This window comes from Colwellia sp. E150_009 (assembly GCF_053543955.1).
On the sequence record NZ_JBHFOM010000002.1, the window covers coordinates 91,225 to 108,389 of the forward strand.

At 37.2% G+C, this 17,165-nt stretch carries 11 protein-coding genes; 2 read left to right on the top strand and 9 right to left on the bottom strand.

Annotated features, from left to right (window positions below):
• Positions 1 to 327: 327 nt before the first annotated feature.
• Together ACE1OF_RS01580 and ACE1OF_RS01585 are read right to left on the bottom strand one after the other, a co-directional pair.
• Entirely contained in the window at positions 328 to 1,218 is an 891-nt protein-coding gene (locus ACE1OF_RS01580) for a helix-turn-helix transcriptional regulator (protein ID WP_448892220.1), read from the bottom strand.
• Between the two features lie 80 nt (positions 1,219 to 1,298).
• On the bottom strand, positions 1,299 to 2,996 hold the full coding sequence (locus tag ACE1OF_RS01585; protein ID WP_448892221.1) for an AMP-binding protein: 1,698 nt from the start codon (positions 2,994 to 2,996) through the stop codon (positions 1,299 to 1,301).
• A gap of 231 nt (positions 2,997 to 3,227) precedes the next feature.
• On the opposite strand from ACE1OF_RS01585, the gene ACE1OF_RS01590 reads away from it, so the two are divergent.
• Entirely contained in the window at positions 3,228 to 5,318 is a 2,091-nt protein-coding gene (locus ACE1OF_RS01590) for a TonB-dependent receptor (protein ID WP_448892223.1), read from the top strand.
• Positions 5,319 to 5,425: 107 nt separating this feature from the next.
• Entirely contained in the window at positions 5,426 to 6,973 is a 1,548-nt protein-coding gene (locus ACE1OF_RS01595) for a methyl-accepting chemotaxis protein (RefSeq protein ID WP_448892224.1), read from the top strand.
• Positions 6,974 to 7,215: 242 nt separating this feature from the next.
• Here the strand turns inward: ACE1OF_RS01595 and ACE1OF_RS01600 are convergent, their stop codons facing one another.
• The 7 genes from ACE1OF_RS01600 to ACE1OF_RS01630 all read right to left on the bottom strand — a co-directional run bounded on the left by ACE1OF_RS01600 (position 7,216) and on the right by ACE1OF_RS01630 (position 17,151).
• Positions 7,216 to 8,457 (bottom strand): M24 family metallopeptidase, encoded by a 1,242-nt coding sequence (locus ACE1OF_RS01600; RefSeq protein WP_448892348.1) that lies wholly within the window; start codon positions 8,455 to 8,457, stop codon positions 7,216 to 7,218.
• A gap of 146 nt (positions 8,458 to 8,603) precedes the next feature.
• Complete coding sequence (locus ACE1OF_RS01605) at positions 8,604 to 9,332, bottom strand: aspartate/glutamate racemase family protein (protein ID WP_448892225.1); 729 nt, start codon at positions 9,330 to 9,332, stop codon at positions 8,604 to 8,606.
• Between the two features lie 99 nt (positions 9,333 to 9,431).
• Positions 9,432 to 10,709 (bottom strand): cytosine permease, encoded by a 1,278-nt coding sequence (locus tag ACE1OF_RS01610; RefSeq protein WP_448892226.1) that lies wholly within the window; start codon positions 10,707 to 10,709, stop codon positions 9,432 to 9,434.
• Positions 10,702 to 12,369: a hydantoinase B/oxoprolinase family protein gene (locus ACE1OF_RS01615; RefSeq protein ID WP_448892228.1), complete on the bottom strand. Its 1,668-nt coding sequence runs from the start codon at positions 12,367 to 12,369 to the stop codon at positions 10,702 to 10,704. Before ACE1OF_RS01615 ends, ACE1OF_RS01610 begins: the two co-directional genes overlap by 8 nt.
• A gap of 2 nt (positions 12,370 to 12,371) precedes the next feature.
• Entirely contained in the window at positions 12,372 to 14,459 is a 2,088-nt protein-coding gene (locus tag ACE1OF_RS01620; RefSeq protein WP_448892229.1) for a hydantoinase/oxoprolinase family protein, read from the bottom strand.
• 2 nt (positions 14,460 to 14,461) lie between these two features.
• Complete coding sequence (locus tag ACE1OF_RS01625; RefSeq protein WP_448892230.1) at positions 14,462 to 14,953, bottom strand: hypothetical protein; 492 nt, start codon at positions 14,951 to 14,953, stop codon at positions 14,462 to 14,464.
• Positions 14,954 to 14,955: 2 nt separating this feature from the next.
• Positions 14,956 to 17,151 (bottom strand): TonB-dependent receptor, encoded by a 2,196-nt coding sequence (locus ACE1OF_RS01630; RefSeq protein WP_448892232.1) that lies wholly within the window; start codon positions 17,149 to 17,151, stop codon positions 14,956 to 14,958.
• Positions 17,152 to 17,165: the final 14 nt, after the last annotated feature.

Genomic DNA, 17,165 nt, shown 5'->3' on the forward strand with positions numbered 1-17,165 from the left:
TTTATTGATGCAATATTTTCAATTTAACGACTTTAATTTTTTGCAACTATCCACTTTCCGAAAAATTTAAAAATAATAAAATCAATCAATTAAAGATTAAAAATAAAATCATTTTATTCACATAATCAATTTACTGAAAAAACAGATAGCAAAATATCCGCTTTCCGAATGGATAAATTTATCTAAGGTAGTAATGATAAAAGTAGCTTGGTGAGTGTGTATAATGAGTACATTTGTAAAGCAGAAATACTAGAGTAAATTATTTCTGCCCTTGATGAGTTGTTATATTGTCAGCGTCATCAACTAAAACGGATTAAAAAAGATAGATTATTTGGTGTGTGAGGGTAATTCACCAAATGTTTCACGGTAAGTGTTAGAAAATCGCCCTAGATGACTAAACCCCCATTTCATTGCGACATCTGTTACACTTAGTTTTCCTATTCGGATATCACGTCGTGCTCCATGTAAGCGTATAAACTTAAAGTACCTTATTGGTGAAATCCCATATTTTCGTGCGAACGCATATTCTAACGCCCGTTCTGACACCCCTAAATGTGCAGAAATCTCAGATATTTTTGGCAATTCATCTAAATCTTCAAGGCAATGTTCAACCAATTGTATTGCCTTAGTAACCACGTCTTGCGAGTTTTGTTTGCTGTGACTAGGCTCTTCATAACACAATGCACGTATAGCAGGAGCACAGATAGATGAAAATAATCCAGAATTCATTTTTCGTTGTAAAAATGCTGAATATATTTTGTCTGAAAAACCACATGTGACCTGCTTGTGCAAAACATCTTGAATATCTAACTGTTCATTATTATTGTATGAACGATAAATAAGGTTCGATTCAAGTTCAATCACTGCAACATCAAACTTTCCGCGACAAACTAACTCAGACTCTATACCCGGTTTTAATACAAACAAATCTCCTGCAATTATTTCACGTCCTTGAAATAAGGATGCATCGCTACCTGGTAATACGGCAGCGAGCCTTATTGCATTACCGGGACAGACAAAAAATTTATGCATTCGTCGGTTAGTGTATTTTCGAAATATATTAAGGTTATCACATACATTTAATGAGAAGGTTTTGGCTTCAAACGAACCTGTTTCAAGTTGTGTATATTTTTGTTCCCAACCATCAAGCATCAACGATTGGTCGTCAATATCGGTTGAAATAAGATCAACCGCTAAATTATCTTGCTGTTTTAACATATCTAGGGGTACCTTCAAGTTAAGGGCTTTATAATAATAGTAGTTAATTAATTCATATTAACTATAATCATTCGTATCAACTATCCCTTTTCCGAAACTACATACTTTTCCCTAAGTGCAATCATTTCTTCCCTCATTTTAAATTTTTGAACTTTACCTGTGACTGTCATTGGGTAATCTTCAATAAATTCAATATACTGCGGTACTTTAAAGTGCGCTATCTTACCGTCACAATATGACTTTATTTCTATAGCTTCCATGCGTTCATCACCTTGAATTTTTATCCATGCGCATAGAGCTTCTCCCATAGTTTTATCTGGAATTCCAAATACTTGTACATCTTGTATTTTAGGATGGGTATATAAAAATTCTTCAACCTCCCGAGGATAAATATTTTCTCCGCCTCGAATCACCATATCTTTAATGCGACCGACAACACGCACATACCCTTCATCATCCATAATTCCTATGTCACCAGAATGTAACCATCCTGCTTCATCAATGGTCTCTTTAGTTTTTTCAACATCGTCCCAATACCCTAACATAACTGAATAGCCTCGGGTACAAATCTCGCCTTTTTCACCAATGGGTACAACTTTTCCATTACTATCTGAAATTTTAACTTCAATACGTGGCACAGCACGACCAACTGTTTCAATACGTTGAGTAACTGAATCATTTGGATGTGTTATATGATTTAATGGACTCAACTCTGTTTGCCCATACCCAATAAGAATATGCTCCATATGCATATCATTCATAACACGCTTCATAACCTCTTCCGGACAGGAAGAGCCAGCCATAATGCCTGTTCTTAAACTAGATAAATTGTAGTCTGCAAATTCTGGCAAATCTAATTCTGTAATAAACATCGTTGGAACCCCATGTAACGCTGTACATTGGTATTTTTCAACGGTTTTTAATGTTTCGTTTGGATCAAAAGCTGCACTTGGAAATATAGCTGTGGCACCAGTGCTTACACAAACCAACGTACCTAACACCATACCAAAACAGTGATATAAAGGTATGGGAATACAAAGCTTGTCTGTTTCATCAAACATCATAGCATTGGCTGTTAAACAAGCATTATTCAGAATATTACAATGGCTTAGAGTTGCACCTTTCGGACTCCCCGTTGTTCCGCTAGTAAACTGTATATTTATTGCATCATCAGGAACTAACATATCTTTTAATTGTGCTAATTCATCATAATCTTTTTGTGAACCACGATTACAAATATCATCAAAATTTAACATGCCTTGGGTTTGTTTTTCCCCCATTCTTATTATGTTTTTTAATTGTGGAAATGAAGATAGTTGTAAACATTCAGGAGATTGAGATGACAGTTCAGGTGAAATTTCTTGCAACATATCCAAATATCGACTGGATTTAAATCCTTCAGCTGTAATAAGTGCCTTACAATTAACTTTTTTTAATGCATAGTCAAGCTCATAAATACGGTATGCGGGATTAATACATACCATGATAGCTCCAATTTTAGCGGTAGCAAACTGTGTTAAACACCATTCAACACTGTTAGGCCCCCAAATACCAACGCGATCACCTCGGGTAATACCAAGGTTCAATAAACCTGTTGCTAAACGATTGACTTCTTGTTGAAATTTTTTATAGGTCCAGTGAACATTCTGATACGGTATGATCAAAGCATCATTCTCTGGAAAACGTTCAACTATAGAGTCAAAATAACTACCAATTGTTTCATATATGAGCTGTTCTTTTGCATCTCCACATAAATAACTATTCACTAATTTTTTCATAACAAACTCTCTGTTTATAATTTTTCTTAAAGTAAAATTAAGTTATCTACTTACGTTGTGACGAGCTATCCAATTTCCGAAAGGCAACTTTTTAATTAATTTTTCTCCTATTTTCACATAATACAAAAACTTTACCTTTGCTTCGGAAAAAGGATAGTGAAACAAAGCAAAAATAGACTATCGTGCCAGAAAGTTAATTCTTGAATATGTTTATTTAAATGCGGAGAGTCTATGTTAAATACTTACATTACAATTGGCATTATTGCTTGTAATCAACTGTTGAAGAGAAAAAAAACAAAATATACGCATAACTCAATGTTAAGTATATTAACTTTATGTATCTCATTTACCATACTCCCAACCTGTGCAGAGGATGATACAGAAAGAGTTACAGTTTTTGCCGATAGAAGCATTGGCGACCCAGGTGCATACTCAATTATAACCACTGATAGTATTGATATTATTAGCGCTGATCACCCTGCTGAAATTATCAATCAAGCACCTGGGGTAAATATTCAAATGAATTCAGGGCAAGAAAATCTCATTGCGCTTAGATCTCCTGTTCTTACAGGTGGGGCTGGTCAAGGCAGCTTTCTTCTGTTAGAAAATGGTGTGCCAATAAGAGCAACAGCATTTGGTAATGTTAATGCGTTATTTGAGATGTTTCATGAAAATGCTGACTCAATTGAAGTTATCCGTGGACCAGCATCTGCCAAATACGGTTCCAATGCGGTTCATGGGCTAATAAATGTTATGCATAATATCGAGACAGAGTCAGACCAGTTAAAACTATCTACATCAACTCTCAATAGATATCGTTTGGATTTCGAACTTAACTCTAATGAAAATCAAAAACTAGCACTATCAGTTCAAGATGATCATGGATGGAGAGATTTTACAAAAGTTGAACAGCAAAAGTTATTTTTTGCCCATAAAATAAATATCGCCAGTTGGTATGGAGAAGGCTGGTTTAGCGCATCAAATCTAGAACAAGAAACTGCTGATTTCATACAAGGGGTTGATGCTTATAAGAGTAAGGCATTATCTAAAACTAACGACGATGTAAATGCTGGTAGAGAAGCATGGTCTATTCGCTCTGCTGCGAGATTATCAACAACGTTATATGACGGTGAATTTACGCTTACTCCTTACTTAATCTCACAAGAAATGTCGTTCACTCAGCACTTTCTTCCTAATGGTGGTATTGAGAAAAACAAACATTGGAGTGTCGGTTTATTGTCAAATTATGTTGTTAAGCTTAGTGAAAGTTCATCAATAAGTTCTGGCTTTGACTTTGCTTATGCTGATGGAAACCTAATTGAAAACCAACATGAGCCATTTGGCTTTTACCCTGGTGATATGCGATTTCCAACGGGTATTCATTACGACTATGATGTCGAAACTACTAACGCGGCAATTTGGTCAGAATTGAGTTGGCAGCCGATTGAAAAATTAAGACTAGTTACAGGTCTGCGCGGTGAAGTTTTTAATTACCGCTATCATACAAATATTCCCACAGGAACCTTTGGTCGTTTTTTAGTTACTGATGATAGAGGTGATAACTTTTCATTATTAACTCCCAAACTTGGCTTTACATGGGAACCGATAGACCAAAATTTAACAATATTTGCCAATGTTACCCGTGGGGCTAGAGCTCCACAAGCTAGTGATCTTTATAAATTACAATCACAGCAACAACCAAGCGAAGCTGAAGTTGAATACTTAGATTCATTTGAAATTGGATTACGCTCATCTAGCTTTAATAACAGACTTAACCTTGAAGTTGCTGCCTATAAGATGCATAAGAAAAACTTTTTCTTTCGCGACGCTAATGGTTTGAATGTTACCAATGGTAAAACAAAGCATGTCGGTATTGAAACCAATGCAAGCCTTGATCTTTTGCCAAATACACTAACTCTATCATTGCAAGTAACTTGGTCTGATCAGACTTATGCTTTCAATCACCCTGTCACTAGTGGTTCTGAAGCAATAATAAAGGGTTCCAAAATTGATACCGCACCAGAATGGATTACAGGTAGCACTTTGGCTTGGTTTCCTACTAAAAAAATTCGTTTAAGTTTGTTGGTTAAACATATAGGAGAGTACTTTACTAACCCAGCCAATACGCACAAATACGAAGGCCATACTATTGGGCACATTGATGCCCGTTATTTTTTACATCAAAACACTACCTTGTATTTACGCATTAGAAATATTACTGATGAGCGTTATGCAGATCGTGCTGATTTTGCCTTTGGAAATGAGCGATACTTCCCTGGAGAACCATTAAACATGACTTTAGGTGTTAATTTTACTTTTTAGTATGTTAATGAAATGAAGAGAAAGTAAAAAATTTATACACGCGAGATAAAAATTATTGCCATCTTAAAATTCACCGCATTGGCACTATATAAAAGGATTCCTAAATTATGCATAAATCACTTTTGAAACTTGTTTCTATTGTTAGTTTTTTATTATGGGCATCATTTGCATTTGTTATTTTTTTCAAAGAATACAATGTAGTTGTTATGCAATCTATATTTATAGTCGGTTCAATCCTTTTATTTACATCACTTTATTTATTGTTAAGTAAAAATAATGTTGACGCTTTCAGTAGATTTACAGGCCTCAAAGGTACAACATCGGCATTAACTCAAGGTGACTTTACTGTAGAGTTAACACAACCTACTTTAGAAAACACAGGAAGTATTGGTAGGAATATCAATCTATTTATTAGCAACTTACGAGATAAATTAGTCAATTTATCTCAAGGTACTGTTAATGTTGCTATTTCAGCCCAAATTTTAGAAAAAAATACAAATGAAATAGTTAAGAATATAGATGTTGTAAGTGCACAATTAGATCTATCTGCAACGGCCAGTGAAGAAATGTCTGTCACATCGATTGAGATTGCAAAAAGTTGTTCCGCGGCTTCTAAGATTTCAGAAACAGCATCTCAAATATCTGATAAGGGTCATATTATGATCCAAGACAACTTAGTCGCTATTAATCGAATTACTGAAATAGTAAATAGTTCTGCGATTTCCATAAAAAAACTAGGTGAACGTTCAGGAGAGATAGGTAAAATAGTTGTATTAATTAAAGGAATAGCTTCTCAAACTAATTTATTAGCACTTAATGCTGCTATTGAAGCGGCAAGAGCTGGTGAACATGGTCGTGGTTTTGCGGTGGTTTCTGATGAAGTTAGGCAACTCGCCTCTGAAACTGCTAATGCAACTGAGCAAATAGCCAGAACCGTTAATGAAATGCAAAATGAGTTGTCCGATGCAATCAATGAAATGCATGAGGGAGAGGAAGTTGTCAAAATTTCATCTTCTGAAGCACATAAATCGGAACAAGCACTATTAGAAATGGTTGAACACATCAATCATGTCACAGAAGAAATAAAACAGATAGCTCATTCTTCTGCAGAACAACAAACCACAGCAACCGAACTATCAGAAGGCCTACAAGCGATTTCATCAGCTATGAATGAAGCAACAACTAGTATTCATTCGATTTCCATAGCTATAAATAATTTATCGGCTTTTTCAAAGAATGTAAAAGGTATTTTAGGGGATTTACGTTTGTTTCGTCCTGTTGATGCTGAAAATCTATTAAATAAAGCTTATAAACACGTTATAGCAAAAGGAAAAGATAAAGCCTTTCAAGACTTCAATAACCCTGAATGTGGTTTTGTTCAAGGAGAACTATTTATTTTTGCTTTAGATTTTGAATGTACCATTTTAGTATATGCTGCAAATCCTGAACTAATTGGAACAAATTTAATTAAAGATATGGATGCTGAATCAGGAGCCATTGGCAGAGGTATAGTTAATGCAGCTAAAGAAGATGATAGTTATCAATATAGTTTTGTTAACCCTCAAACAGGGCTACCTGCGAAAAAACTAACTTATACCCGTAAAATTGATGATAATTGTCTAATTGGTTGTGGTGTGTATTTACACAACGATTAACAATAGTATTTAAGCCAACTTATATTCTGAGTTACTTAAAAAGATGGTACTCAAAATATTAGTATTATTAAATAGTTTGTACTGAATTTATTAAGACTTCGCCCAAGTAAGATTAGTATGCGTATGAAATTAAAACGAGCAGCTGGGGTTGATGTATTTAGAACTAAAATTATTTTCGGTTAAAAATCCATCAAAGTACGCAGTTGCCCTGTATAGCTAACAAGATAAAACTAACATTATGCTTAACTAAGACCAAAGGGATCATCAATACTCAAACTTGGTATAGTAAACCATTTAGGTCCTGCTTCAGTCATATAAAAGTGATCTTCTAGCCGAACACCAAATTCGCCAGGAATACAGATAGTCGGTTCATTACTAAAACACATGCCAGCGGCGAGAGGTGTTTTATCACCACCAACTAAATAAGGGGCTTCATGAATATCAAGACCTATACCATGGCCAGTCCTATGCGGTAAACCAGGTAAATCATACGCTGGGCTAAAACCGTATTCTGCAAGTGCTGTTCTAGCCTGTTGATCAACATACTCACAACTAATTGATAATTGTGCTGCCTTAAATGCTGCGGCCTGAGATACCTTTTCAGCTTGCCAAACCTCGCGGTGGCGCTGGCTCGCTGTGCCAAAAACATAACTGCGAGTAATATCAGAGGTATAACCCATCAGTTTGCAACCAGTATCAATAAGTACCATGTCATTATTTTTAAGCTCTTGCCAACCTTTAATACCATGGGGCAACGCTGATGCTTCTGCAAATAACACAAGGCAGAAGTACGAACCACTTGCCCCGACTTTTTTATGAGCTTTATCGATAAAATCAACGACGTCTTTACTGCTGATACCTTCATATAAAATGCTAGCCGCTGCCTGTTGAACCGCCAACGTCATATCCATTGCTTTTTGGATTAAGGTAAGTTCTGCCGATGATTTTATTTGTCTACAGTGTATTGTTATTTCATCAGCACAAACAAAGTCAACTTCGGTATGATTATTCATGAATTTACTAGCCATGGTAAAAGAAATGGAGCCACATAGGGCAACATTAATTTTGCGCACTAATGTTGACACATCACTCTTATTTGCAAAGTTTTGACTACTAATTGCACTCATGACCAACTCAATAGGGTCTTCATGTTCTTGCCAAGTACTAATATTACCCTGCAAACTTATATGTTCATTAAAACTGTCAAGTTCAAAATGGGGAACTATATAGGTAAGTTCACCCTGTGCTGGAATAATAACGCCACAAAGTCGCTCTGTGCACATCCAGTTTATGCCAGTAAAATACAATAAGTTACTACCTGGAGTTATAAAAAGAGCTTCTATATCAGACTCTTTCATAAGCTGCTGGGCACTACGCACTCTTTGCCGGTATTCGACAACAGAAATAGGCATTATATCAAAAGTCATATCCTGCAACTTGGCTAAAGCTTGCTCCATAGTCTGACCGCCCACGCCAGCTGTCATATTCATATTCATATTACTACCTTTACTATTTTTATAAATTAAATTAAAAAACAGCAGCAACACATTTTCTTAAAATCCAGAGAGATATAGTTCAATGCTACCGCTGTATAAAAGTGATGAAACCAACCATCAAGCGTAGCTAAAAACTAAAACATTAGCTGATTACCAATTGGTGCAGGATATTTATCCAAGCTAAATTTGACCATCTCTTCTTCAGGCGGAGCCTGAGAACTCCATTTATTACTAGGTTTCAAACCAAAGCTATGTTTTAAAATGGCAAGATTCTCTGCCATTTTTACGGCTGCAATCATTGGGTCTATCACGGGTATACCAAGAATTTCCTGAACTTTCTCAGCCAGACCAAAGTTACAAGTACAACCAAGAATCAATGCTTCGGCATGATCTTCTTCCATCGCTTTACGACCCTCCTCAATTATTCGCTTGGTAGTGTATTCAGTATCACATTGCAAAGCATTGGCAGCTATATCAACTGATCGCATAGAAGCTAAATAGTTTTGAAAACCATAACGATGAGTACGCTCCGTCATTTGCTCTATCCATTTCACTTGTCCGACGATCACTGAAAATTTGTTGGCTACATTAGCTGCTACTTGCATGCTTGCTTGACATGGCGCTACGATGATAGTGTTTTGGCAGATCTCTCGACAATCTTCCAATGCTGGGTCGTAAAAACATCCAATCACCATAGCATCAACATCAGAAGTGTCTGCATCATAGGCAACACGTACTATGTCACCCCAAATTAAAGATTCGTAGTACCGATACTCAAGGTTGTCCATTTTTATCGGGTTATCTAAAGATACAACTTCTACTTTTGTATTTGGGAAAACAATACTTTTGATCATTCCTCCCATAGGCTCATCATAATGAGGCAGACTAATAGGATTAAGCCATCTAAGTTTTATATCGGTAGAATTATTCATTATTATTCCTCTATCATTATAGTGAATTCTTTACTTATGAGCCTGTTGTATTAATTTGCTAGATCTACTCAATCGCTTACGTCTTAAAAACAAATAGAACGTTGTCGATAGTAATATTGAATCAAGACTAGAAATTTGAGTCACCGTTACGTAATCATGATAACTAAGAAAGCCTAGTAAGAAACCAACTAACCACGAATTTATAGCAGACCAATGATGATTCTTAATGATCAATGTTTCGTTTTCATCTCTCTTATTAACCCAAAAATTGAGGCAGTAAATAGCGCCTACAGGGGGAATTGCTATGCCAAGTAAAATAAGAAAATCAATAAAATATTTTTGAACATCACCAAAGGCAATAACAGTACCAATGGCTCCAATGAAAAGTGTAATATTCCTAAGGGAAAACTTTGGTGCGATAGTATTTATCGATAAGCTGGAAGAATACAGGCTAAGAACATTGGAAGACCATGATGACAGAAGTAATAAAAAGAAAGCAGGCGCACCAATACCAATACTAACCATGACTAGAATAAGGTCTGATTGTTGACTAATGATGGCAGGAATACTGGTTAATATAAGCACAACAGGAAATGCGACGAATAAAGCCAATCCTGCAGCAATAGAGGCACTTTTTGGGTTCTTAGCAAAGCGACTATAATCTGGTTGTATTACAACCCCCACAATATAGGCACCAACTACGGCTGAAATAGATGAAGAAAATGACATCTGACTTTTTGTTACCCACAGTAAATCAGCATTGGGTGAGTCCATTGCTAACTTTGCAGCGTAAAAAATAAATAAGATCATCAAAGGTACTAACCACAAAGCCAGTTTATCTATTCCTTTGAATCCCTTAAGTGATACCAACAACATTAGTACGCTGCCGATAACTATATAGAGCGAAATGGGTAAATTAACTCCTAAAGAAGTTAAGACCGTATTCGCTGCGTCGCCAAACATTTTACAATTTACCCCGTACCAACCAGCAAGGGTAATAGCTATTAATCCATTTATCCATTTAGCACCATGAAACCCAAATGCATTTTCTGTCAGCTTAGAGGCTGATAATCGAGTAATACTGCCAACCCAACTAGTACAGGCATTCATAGTACCTAAAATAAAGGCACCGCAAGCGAATGCCATGACAGCAGCAACAAAACCAAGACTACTACCCACTTGTGCAGCCATTAAAAATGCAGGGATTGCGATGGTGCCACCAATGATCACTAGGGCAATATGCCCTGATGACACTGTTTGGCTATCAGGAACCCGTTGCTGACTATAGTCATTTAAGGGGTTAGCCATTAGCTTCTCCCGTATAATTATAGACTTTAGAAGCATACTCTGCGGTTACATAGCCATTTTTGATATCATTAGCGATAGCTTCACGACTACGTAGTTTTGGATCGCCATAACCAGCGCCATTAGCCGTAATCACACGAATGATATCGTTATTATTAATAACCACTCCACTTGCCATAGCATAGCGTTCGGTGGTGCCATCAGTACGTATTACTTCAACCCTATTAAAAGTACCAGCTTCGCCTCCCTTAAGACCCCAAGGTGGAACTTCTGCACGAGTATAAGCACAAGTTAAAAAGCTATCATCATTACGCATTTTATAATCAAGAATAATCCCTTTACCACCACGATATTGACCTGCGCCACCATCTTCATCATTTAGCGCCATTTGCGCTACAGTTACACCATAACGCGTTTCTGCTATTTCGGCAGGACAGTTAAAAGTATCACCGTGCAAAGCACAGAACATAGCATTAACACCATCAAAACCTTTACTTGCTCCCCAACCACCAATTTCTGGTTCAATAATTGAATAGTGGCGATCTGTATCAGGATGAATTCCCCCCATAATCGTTGCGCAAATAGATGAAAAATTACCCGCAGGCAATTGGTCGGTAATTTGCTGAGCAAGGCAACGCCACAGCAAGTCATTTAAACGAATCATGGTTTCAAAATAAATACCACAAGCAGCTGGCTCTTGAGCATGGTAGATAGTACCTTCTAACGTTTTTACTGTCATAGGTCTAAAACAACCACCATTAGCGACATCGCGATCACCAATTAAGCCCATTAGTGCCATTTGACAGGCGAGTAAAGTACCGTCACGAGATAAATTATCAGGACCTGCACTTTGCTTTGGTGCTTTAGTTAAATCAATAATAAATTCATCATCAATTACTTCCATAGAAACATTAAGTGTTGAACCATCATCTTGCAAATCATCTATTTTGTAATTACCGTTAGGTAGCTTATTAATAGCTGCACGAGCCATTTTTTCACCAAGTTCAAGATAATTGTCTAATGCCGATAAATAGGTTTCAATACCATACTTTTCCGCCAATTCAATAATACGTTTAGCACCTAATCTCAACGCTGAAACTTGTGCCCACATGTCACCTTTTAGAAAGTCAGGCATTCTTGAATTACAAACAATCATATCAACAACACCAGAAATAGGCTCATCATTGGAAAATATACGTATTGCAGGCACGCGTATACCTTCTTGAAATATTTCAGTCGCATCTACTGACATAGATCCAGGAGATTTACCTGAAACATCGTTCCAGTGAGCAATATTAGCTGTCCACGCTATAATATTCTCTTTAAAGAACACAGGTTTTAGCAACACCATGTCATTTAAATGTGTGACACCGCCAAAATAAGGGTCGTTGGTGGCGAAAATATCACCGTCTTTGATGTCGTCCCTCCTATGTAATTCAAGAACTTTAGCAACAGATTTATCCAAAGCCCCAACAAAAGCAGGAATACCAGAGCCAGCACTAGCCAATTCAGCATCAGCAGTAAGAATGGCGGTACCCATATCTAATACTTCATAAATAATGGGACTCATCGCCGTTTTCCCGATTGTGTAAAACATTTCGTCACTAATAGCACGTAATGAGTTTTGAATAATCTCTAAGGTAATAGGGTCATGTTTGATCATTGTTAAGCTCCAAGGCCGTTAAGCGTAATAATAATATTGGCATATTCATCAACAAGCACTGTTTGCTCAGGATGAACAACGATGGTTGTGCCTGTTTGTTCGATAATGGCAGGGCCAGTAAACGCCATATTAGGCTCAAATAAATCACCATTGTATATAACGGCCTTATGAGTACCTTCTAATGCAAAATCAACTAAGCGCTCACCTTTAATCGTTTCATTAAGTAGACGACCTGTTTGTTGCTTCTTAGCTAGCTTGATTTTTCCGATATCTGCTTGACCAATTAAATGAATACCAACAAGCTCAATGTCTGAATCTAAGCGATAGGTGTACTCTTTTTCATACATATCTTGGAATAATTCTTTAACATAGCTAAGAACACTTTCATAATCCTCACTAATTATTAAAGGTAGAGGCACTTCAATAGAGTGTTCTTGGTTTTGATAACGAAAACGCCCTAATACTTGATAGCTAGTTTTTTCTTCTGGTAATTCTTCGCTGATAAAAGAGGTTTTTAGTTCGCGATATAATTGCGAAATTTGCTTGTTAATATCTTCTAAATGATCCGCATGCCAAGGGCGTAAGAAACTCAGCATACGGTCACGCCGAATATCCGACATCATCATACCCCAAGCTGAAAATACTGATGCAGTGGCAGGAATAATCACCTTTTTCATACCTAATTCTGCTGCTAGTGAACAGGCATGCATTGCACCACCACCACCAAAAGCAACCATGGTAAAATCTCGAGGATCATGGCCTTTGTTAATAGACACTAATTTAAGGGCATTAACCATATTATTGTTGGCAATACGAACAACACCGCGAGCTACTTCACTGGTTGAAAGTTCTAATTCATTAGCTAATGTTGCTAATGAATCGGTAACAGCATTCATGTCTGCTTTTATTTCACCACCACAGAAATATTCAGGATTAATTCTTCCTAGTGCTAAATTAGCATCTGTTGTAGTAATTTCTGTGCCACCGCGACCATAAGCAACAGGCCCTGGAGAGGCACCAGCACTTTGTGGGCCAACATGAAGTTTACTAAACTCATCAACCCAAGCAATTGAGCCTCCACCGTTGCCAATTTCTACTAAATCAACTACAGGCACCATGATTGGATAACCAGCACTGGTTTGGCTACGTTCAATATAATAATCTGAACATACTGGTACATTACCGTCATTGATTAGTGCACATTTTGCTGTGGTTCCACCAATATCAAGTGCGATAATATTTTTTTCACCAATAATATTTCCAAGGGCAGCAGCCCCCCAAAAACCACTAGCAGGGCCTGATTCAACCATGGTAATAGGCACTTGTTTTGCTGATTGTAGCGTATCAACACCGCAGTTTGACTGCATAACATAAAGTTGACCATCAAAGTCACGGTCAATAAGACCTTGATTGAGTTTTTCTAGATAACGAGCGGCGATAGGTTGTACATAGGCTGATAATACGGCAGTACTGGTACGTTCGTATTCGCGCCATTCGCGAGATACTTGATGTGAACATATCACTTCAAAATCAGGCGAATGTGAACAAATAGCAGCAGCAATGGCTTTTTCATGTGATGGGTTTATATAAGCATTTAGTAAACAAATTGCGATGGCTTCAACCCCTTCATTTTTCATTTTTTGTAATATGCTTGGTAAGGCATCTAAGTTTAATGGTTGTTCAACATCACCTTGATAAGAAATACGTTCTTCAATTTGAAAACGTAGAAAACGTGGCACATAAGGCGCTGGTTTTTGGTAACTTAGATTAAAAAAGTCAGGTCGATTACCTCGACCAATTTCTAAAACATCTTTAAAGCCTTGAGTGGTAATTAATGCCGTAACAGCACCTTTACGTTCAGTTAAAGCATTGATAACAACCGTGGTGCCATGCGCCATTACATCAATATCTTTCGCATTAACATTAGCTTTTGTCATGACATTTAAAACACCCTGTTCGAAATTAGGGGGAGTGGTGTCACTTTTAGCTGTTTTTAGTTGTTGAATGCCAGACATTAAATCTTCACTAAAACAAACCAAATCGGTAAAGGTGCCACCAACGTCAGTGGCAACAAAAATTCGTTCTGTCATAATTATTCCTTACTTGTAGTATCAAATAAAAAAGGTATAGAAAGCCAAGGTGCCAACTTCTCCAAAGCGAATAAATCACTGTCTAAGTAAGCACCTTCTTCAGCCAATAAATTAACCGTTCCAATCACCTGAGAGTATATGATTACAGGCCAATTGATGACTGAGCCAAGCCCTAATTGAGCGATTAATTTGTGGTCAAAAAACACGTTGGCTAGATCACTATGTTTGTGGGCGATAAAGGCTTGCTGTTGCTCAATAACTTGAACTGTCCATTCATTGATTTCTATTGGCTTGAATCCACCAATGGCATAACTAGTATCATCAGAGCTATACAATCGCTTGGCTTGCTGATTTACCATATTTATCCGAGTAAAAGTCAGCAATTTAATTGAAAAGTTTTTGTTAAGCTCTTTTTGTAATATCTTGAAATATTCTTTTGGAGAGCCCTGCTTTAGTGCCAAGGCTAAAGCAGTTTCGTTAATGGAATAGCTCATAATTATTCCATGTTCCAGCGAAATTCAACGCCAAAACTTCTTGGCATGCCTGGATGTGCAAAACCTCCAAGTACCCATTCTGCATTGTACTTTTCGTCAAATATATTCTTTGCCCACAAGTTAACACTCCATTGGCCATCATCACTGTTAAAACCAATGCGGCCATTAACCAAATCGATAGCTTCACGTGCGCTGCTATTTGAAGTGTCCCAGTATTGTTTACCTCTGCGCTCGGCATCTAGAGTAAACATTGTCAGCCACCCAGAGATGATTTCAATGTTATATTGCAGACCTAAGTTAACAGTATAATCGGGAACATATGGTGCTTTATTACCACTATCACTAGCATTTAACGAAAAAGCCTGAATCTCACTATCGGTAATGCCAACGCCACCATATATGTCAAAGTTGTTTGTTATTGCTGTTTTAAAATCAAACTCACCACCTACCAACTTTACTTCATCAATATTAGTTAACACCTGAGCCCCTAAAGCACCAACAAAAAGAAAGTAATGCTGGTTATCAATAGTAGTATTAAAAAATGAGGCGTTGAAACGAGTACCTTGTTTTGGATAAAGAGCTTTTAATCCCACTTCGACATTGGTCGTTTCTTCTGCTTTGTATAAATCAGTAACACCGTTAACACCTACCGTAGAAGCTAAAGCGCCAACACCATTTTGGTTAAAACCGCCACTACGGAAGCCTTGAGAATAAGTTGCGTAAAGAGATATGTTATCTAAGCCTGTGTAAGAATATGAAACCTTGGGTTGGAACTTTTTAAACTTTTCACTTCGTACTTGACCAGAATTAGCGTCAAAATCTAGAGGTGCTAAGTTAGTTTGTTCTCGCTTGTCAACATCATAACGACCCGCAATAGTTAACTCTTGGTCTTGTGCAAAACTATAGTTAAATTGGGCAAAAATAGCATATGCCTGATTGTCGTTATCATCAGCCGCGAACGTTAGTGTAGGACTAACAGTATTTGCGCCTAAAGGTGTCTTTTTAATAACAGGAAGGCCAGTGCCTAAATCTAAGCCAGTTGTGGTAGAAATATAGCGATTAGTTTCTAAAGCATAAACGCCTGCAATCCATTGAAAATCTATATCATCTTCAGAAGTTAAACGTAATTCATAACTTGTAGCATCTACGTCTAAATATTGTGTTTGAGTACCATCCAGAACATTTTCACCAAAAGGTGAATTAGCTGAATTAGCTCGAGAGTAGGGAGACTGGTCACCGCCCAAAATTTCTTCTAATGTGTCAGTTGCGGTGATAAATGACAAGGTACCTACATCTATTTCCCAATCTAATTTCAACGCAACTGATGAAACATCACGTTCATTATAACCTAGGTTATTTGCTTCAATTTCAACACTAGCGTTATTTGCATCATTAATACCAAATAAGGGCTGATAAACATAATTTACAGCACCACCTTCTGTTTTGCCTTTTGATAATCTTAGGTCAGCAGTAAAATCATCTGACATTTCCCAAACAAAGCGGCTGCGGATATTGGTGTCTTTTTGAAAATCTACTTGTGTATTTAAAAATACATTATCAATCAAGCCATCATAGTCTTTGTGTGACGCAGTCACTCTGTAAAGAAAATTTTCTGATAGTGCACCACTAACGGCCCCCGTTAGTGATTTTAAACCGCCGTTACCTATGTCGGTTTCTATATAACCTGAAGTTTCTTCGGTTGGCATTTTAGTGGTAATATTAATTGCACCTCCAATCGCGTTACGGCCATAAAGTGCCCCCTGAGGCCCTTTCAAAACCTCTATTTGGGCAATATCAAACAAATCCTGATTAAACTGGTTTGGGCTAATTTGTAAAACACCATCAACAGAAACTGCAACTGGAGATTCGCCATTTCTTACCTGCGACAAACCACGAATAGTGATAAAGCTGGTACCTGCGTTTTGTGCTTCTACCATGGTCATATTCGGTGTCATGGCAATAAAATCACCAGCGCGTTCAATCCCTAAATCTTCTATTTCTTGTTCAGAGAAAGCGGTTATTGCGATAGGTACATTTTGAATACTTTCTTTTCTTAATCTTGAAGTTACTTGGATAACTTCAATCTCCTTCACTTGTTCTATCTCATTTTTGGCAGCTTGTACCGTCGGCATTACTAATGTGCTGGCTACAGCCAGTGAACACATTGATATTTTTGTTTTTATCTGTTTTATAGACATGTTATTCCCCAGTA

Coding starts and splice junctions, on each gene's coding strand:
- ACE1OF_RS01600 (WP_448892348.1), bottom strand. CDS start 8,457: ATGACAGCTGGCGTGGGCGGTCAGACTATGGAGCAAGCTTTAGCCAAG.
- ACE1OF_RS01585 (WP_448892221.1), bottom strand. CDS start 2,996: ATGAAAAAATTAGTGAATAGTTATTTATGTGGAGATGCAAAAGAACAG.
- ACE1OF_RS01590 (WP_448892223.1), top strand. CDS start 3,228: ATGTTAAATACTTACATTACAATTGGCATTATTGCTTGTAATCAACTG.
- ACE1OF_RS01610 (WP_448892226.1), bottom strand. CDS start 10,709: ATGGCTAACCCCTTAAATGACTATAGTCAGCAACGGGTTCCTGATAGC.
- ACE1OF_RS01630 (WP_448892232.1), bottom strand. CDS start 17,151: ATGTCTATAAAACAGATAAAAACAAAAATATCAATGTGTTCACTGGCT.
- ACE1OF_RS01605 (WP_448892225.1), bottom strand. CDS start 9,332: ATGGGAGGAATGATCAAAAGTATTGTTTTCCCAAATACAAAAGTAGAA.
- ACE1OF_RS01580 (WP_448892220.1), bottom strand. CDS start 1,218: ATGTTAAAACAGCAAGATAATTTAGCGGTTGATCTTATTTCAACCGAT.
- ACE1OF_RS01615 (WP_448892228.1), bottom strand. CDS start 12,369: ATGATCAAACATGACCCTATTACCTTAGAGATTATTCAAAACTCATTA.
- ACE1OF_RS01595 (WP_448892224.1), top strand. CDS start 5,426: ATGCATAAATCACTTTTGAAACTTGTTTCTATTGTTAGTTTTTTATTA.
- ACE1OF_RS01625 (WP_448892230.1), bottom strand. CDS start 14,953: ATGAGCTATTCCATTAACGAAACTGCTTTAGCCTTGGCACTAAAGCAG.
- ACE1OF_RS01620 (WP_448892229.1), bottom strand. CDS start 14,459: ATGACAGAACGAATTTTTGTTGCCACTGACGTTGGTGGCACCTTTACC.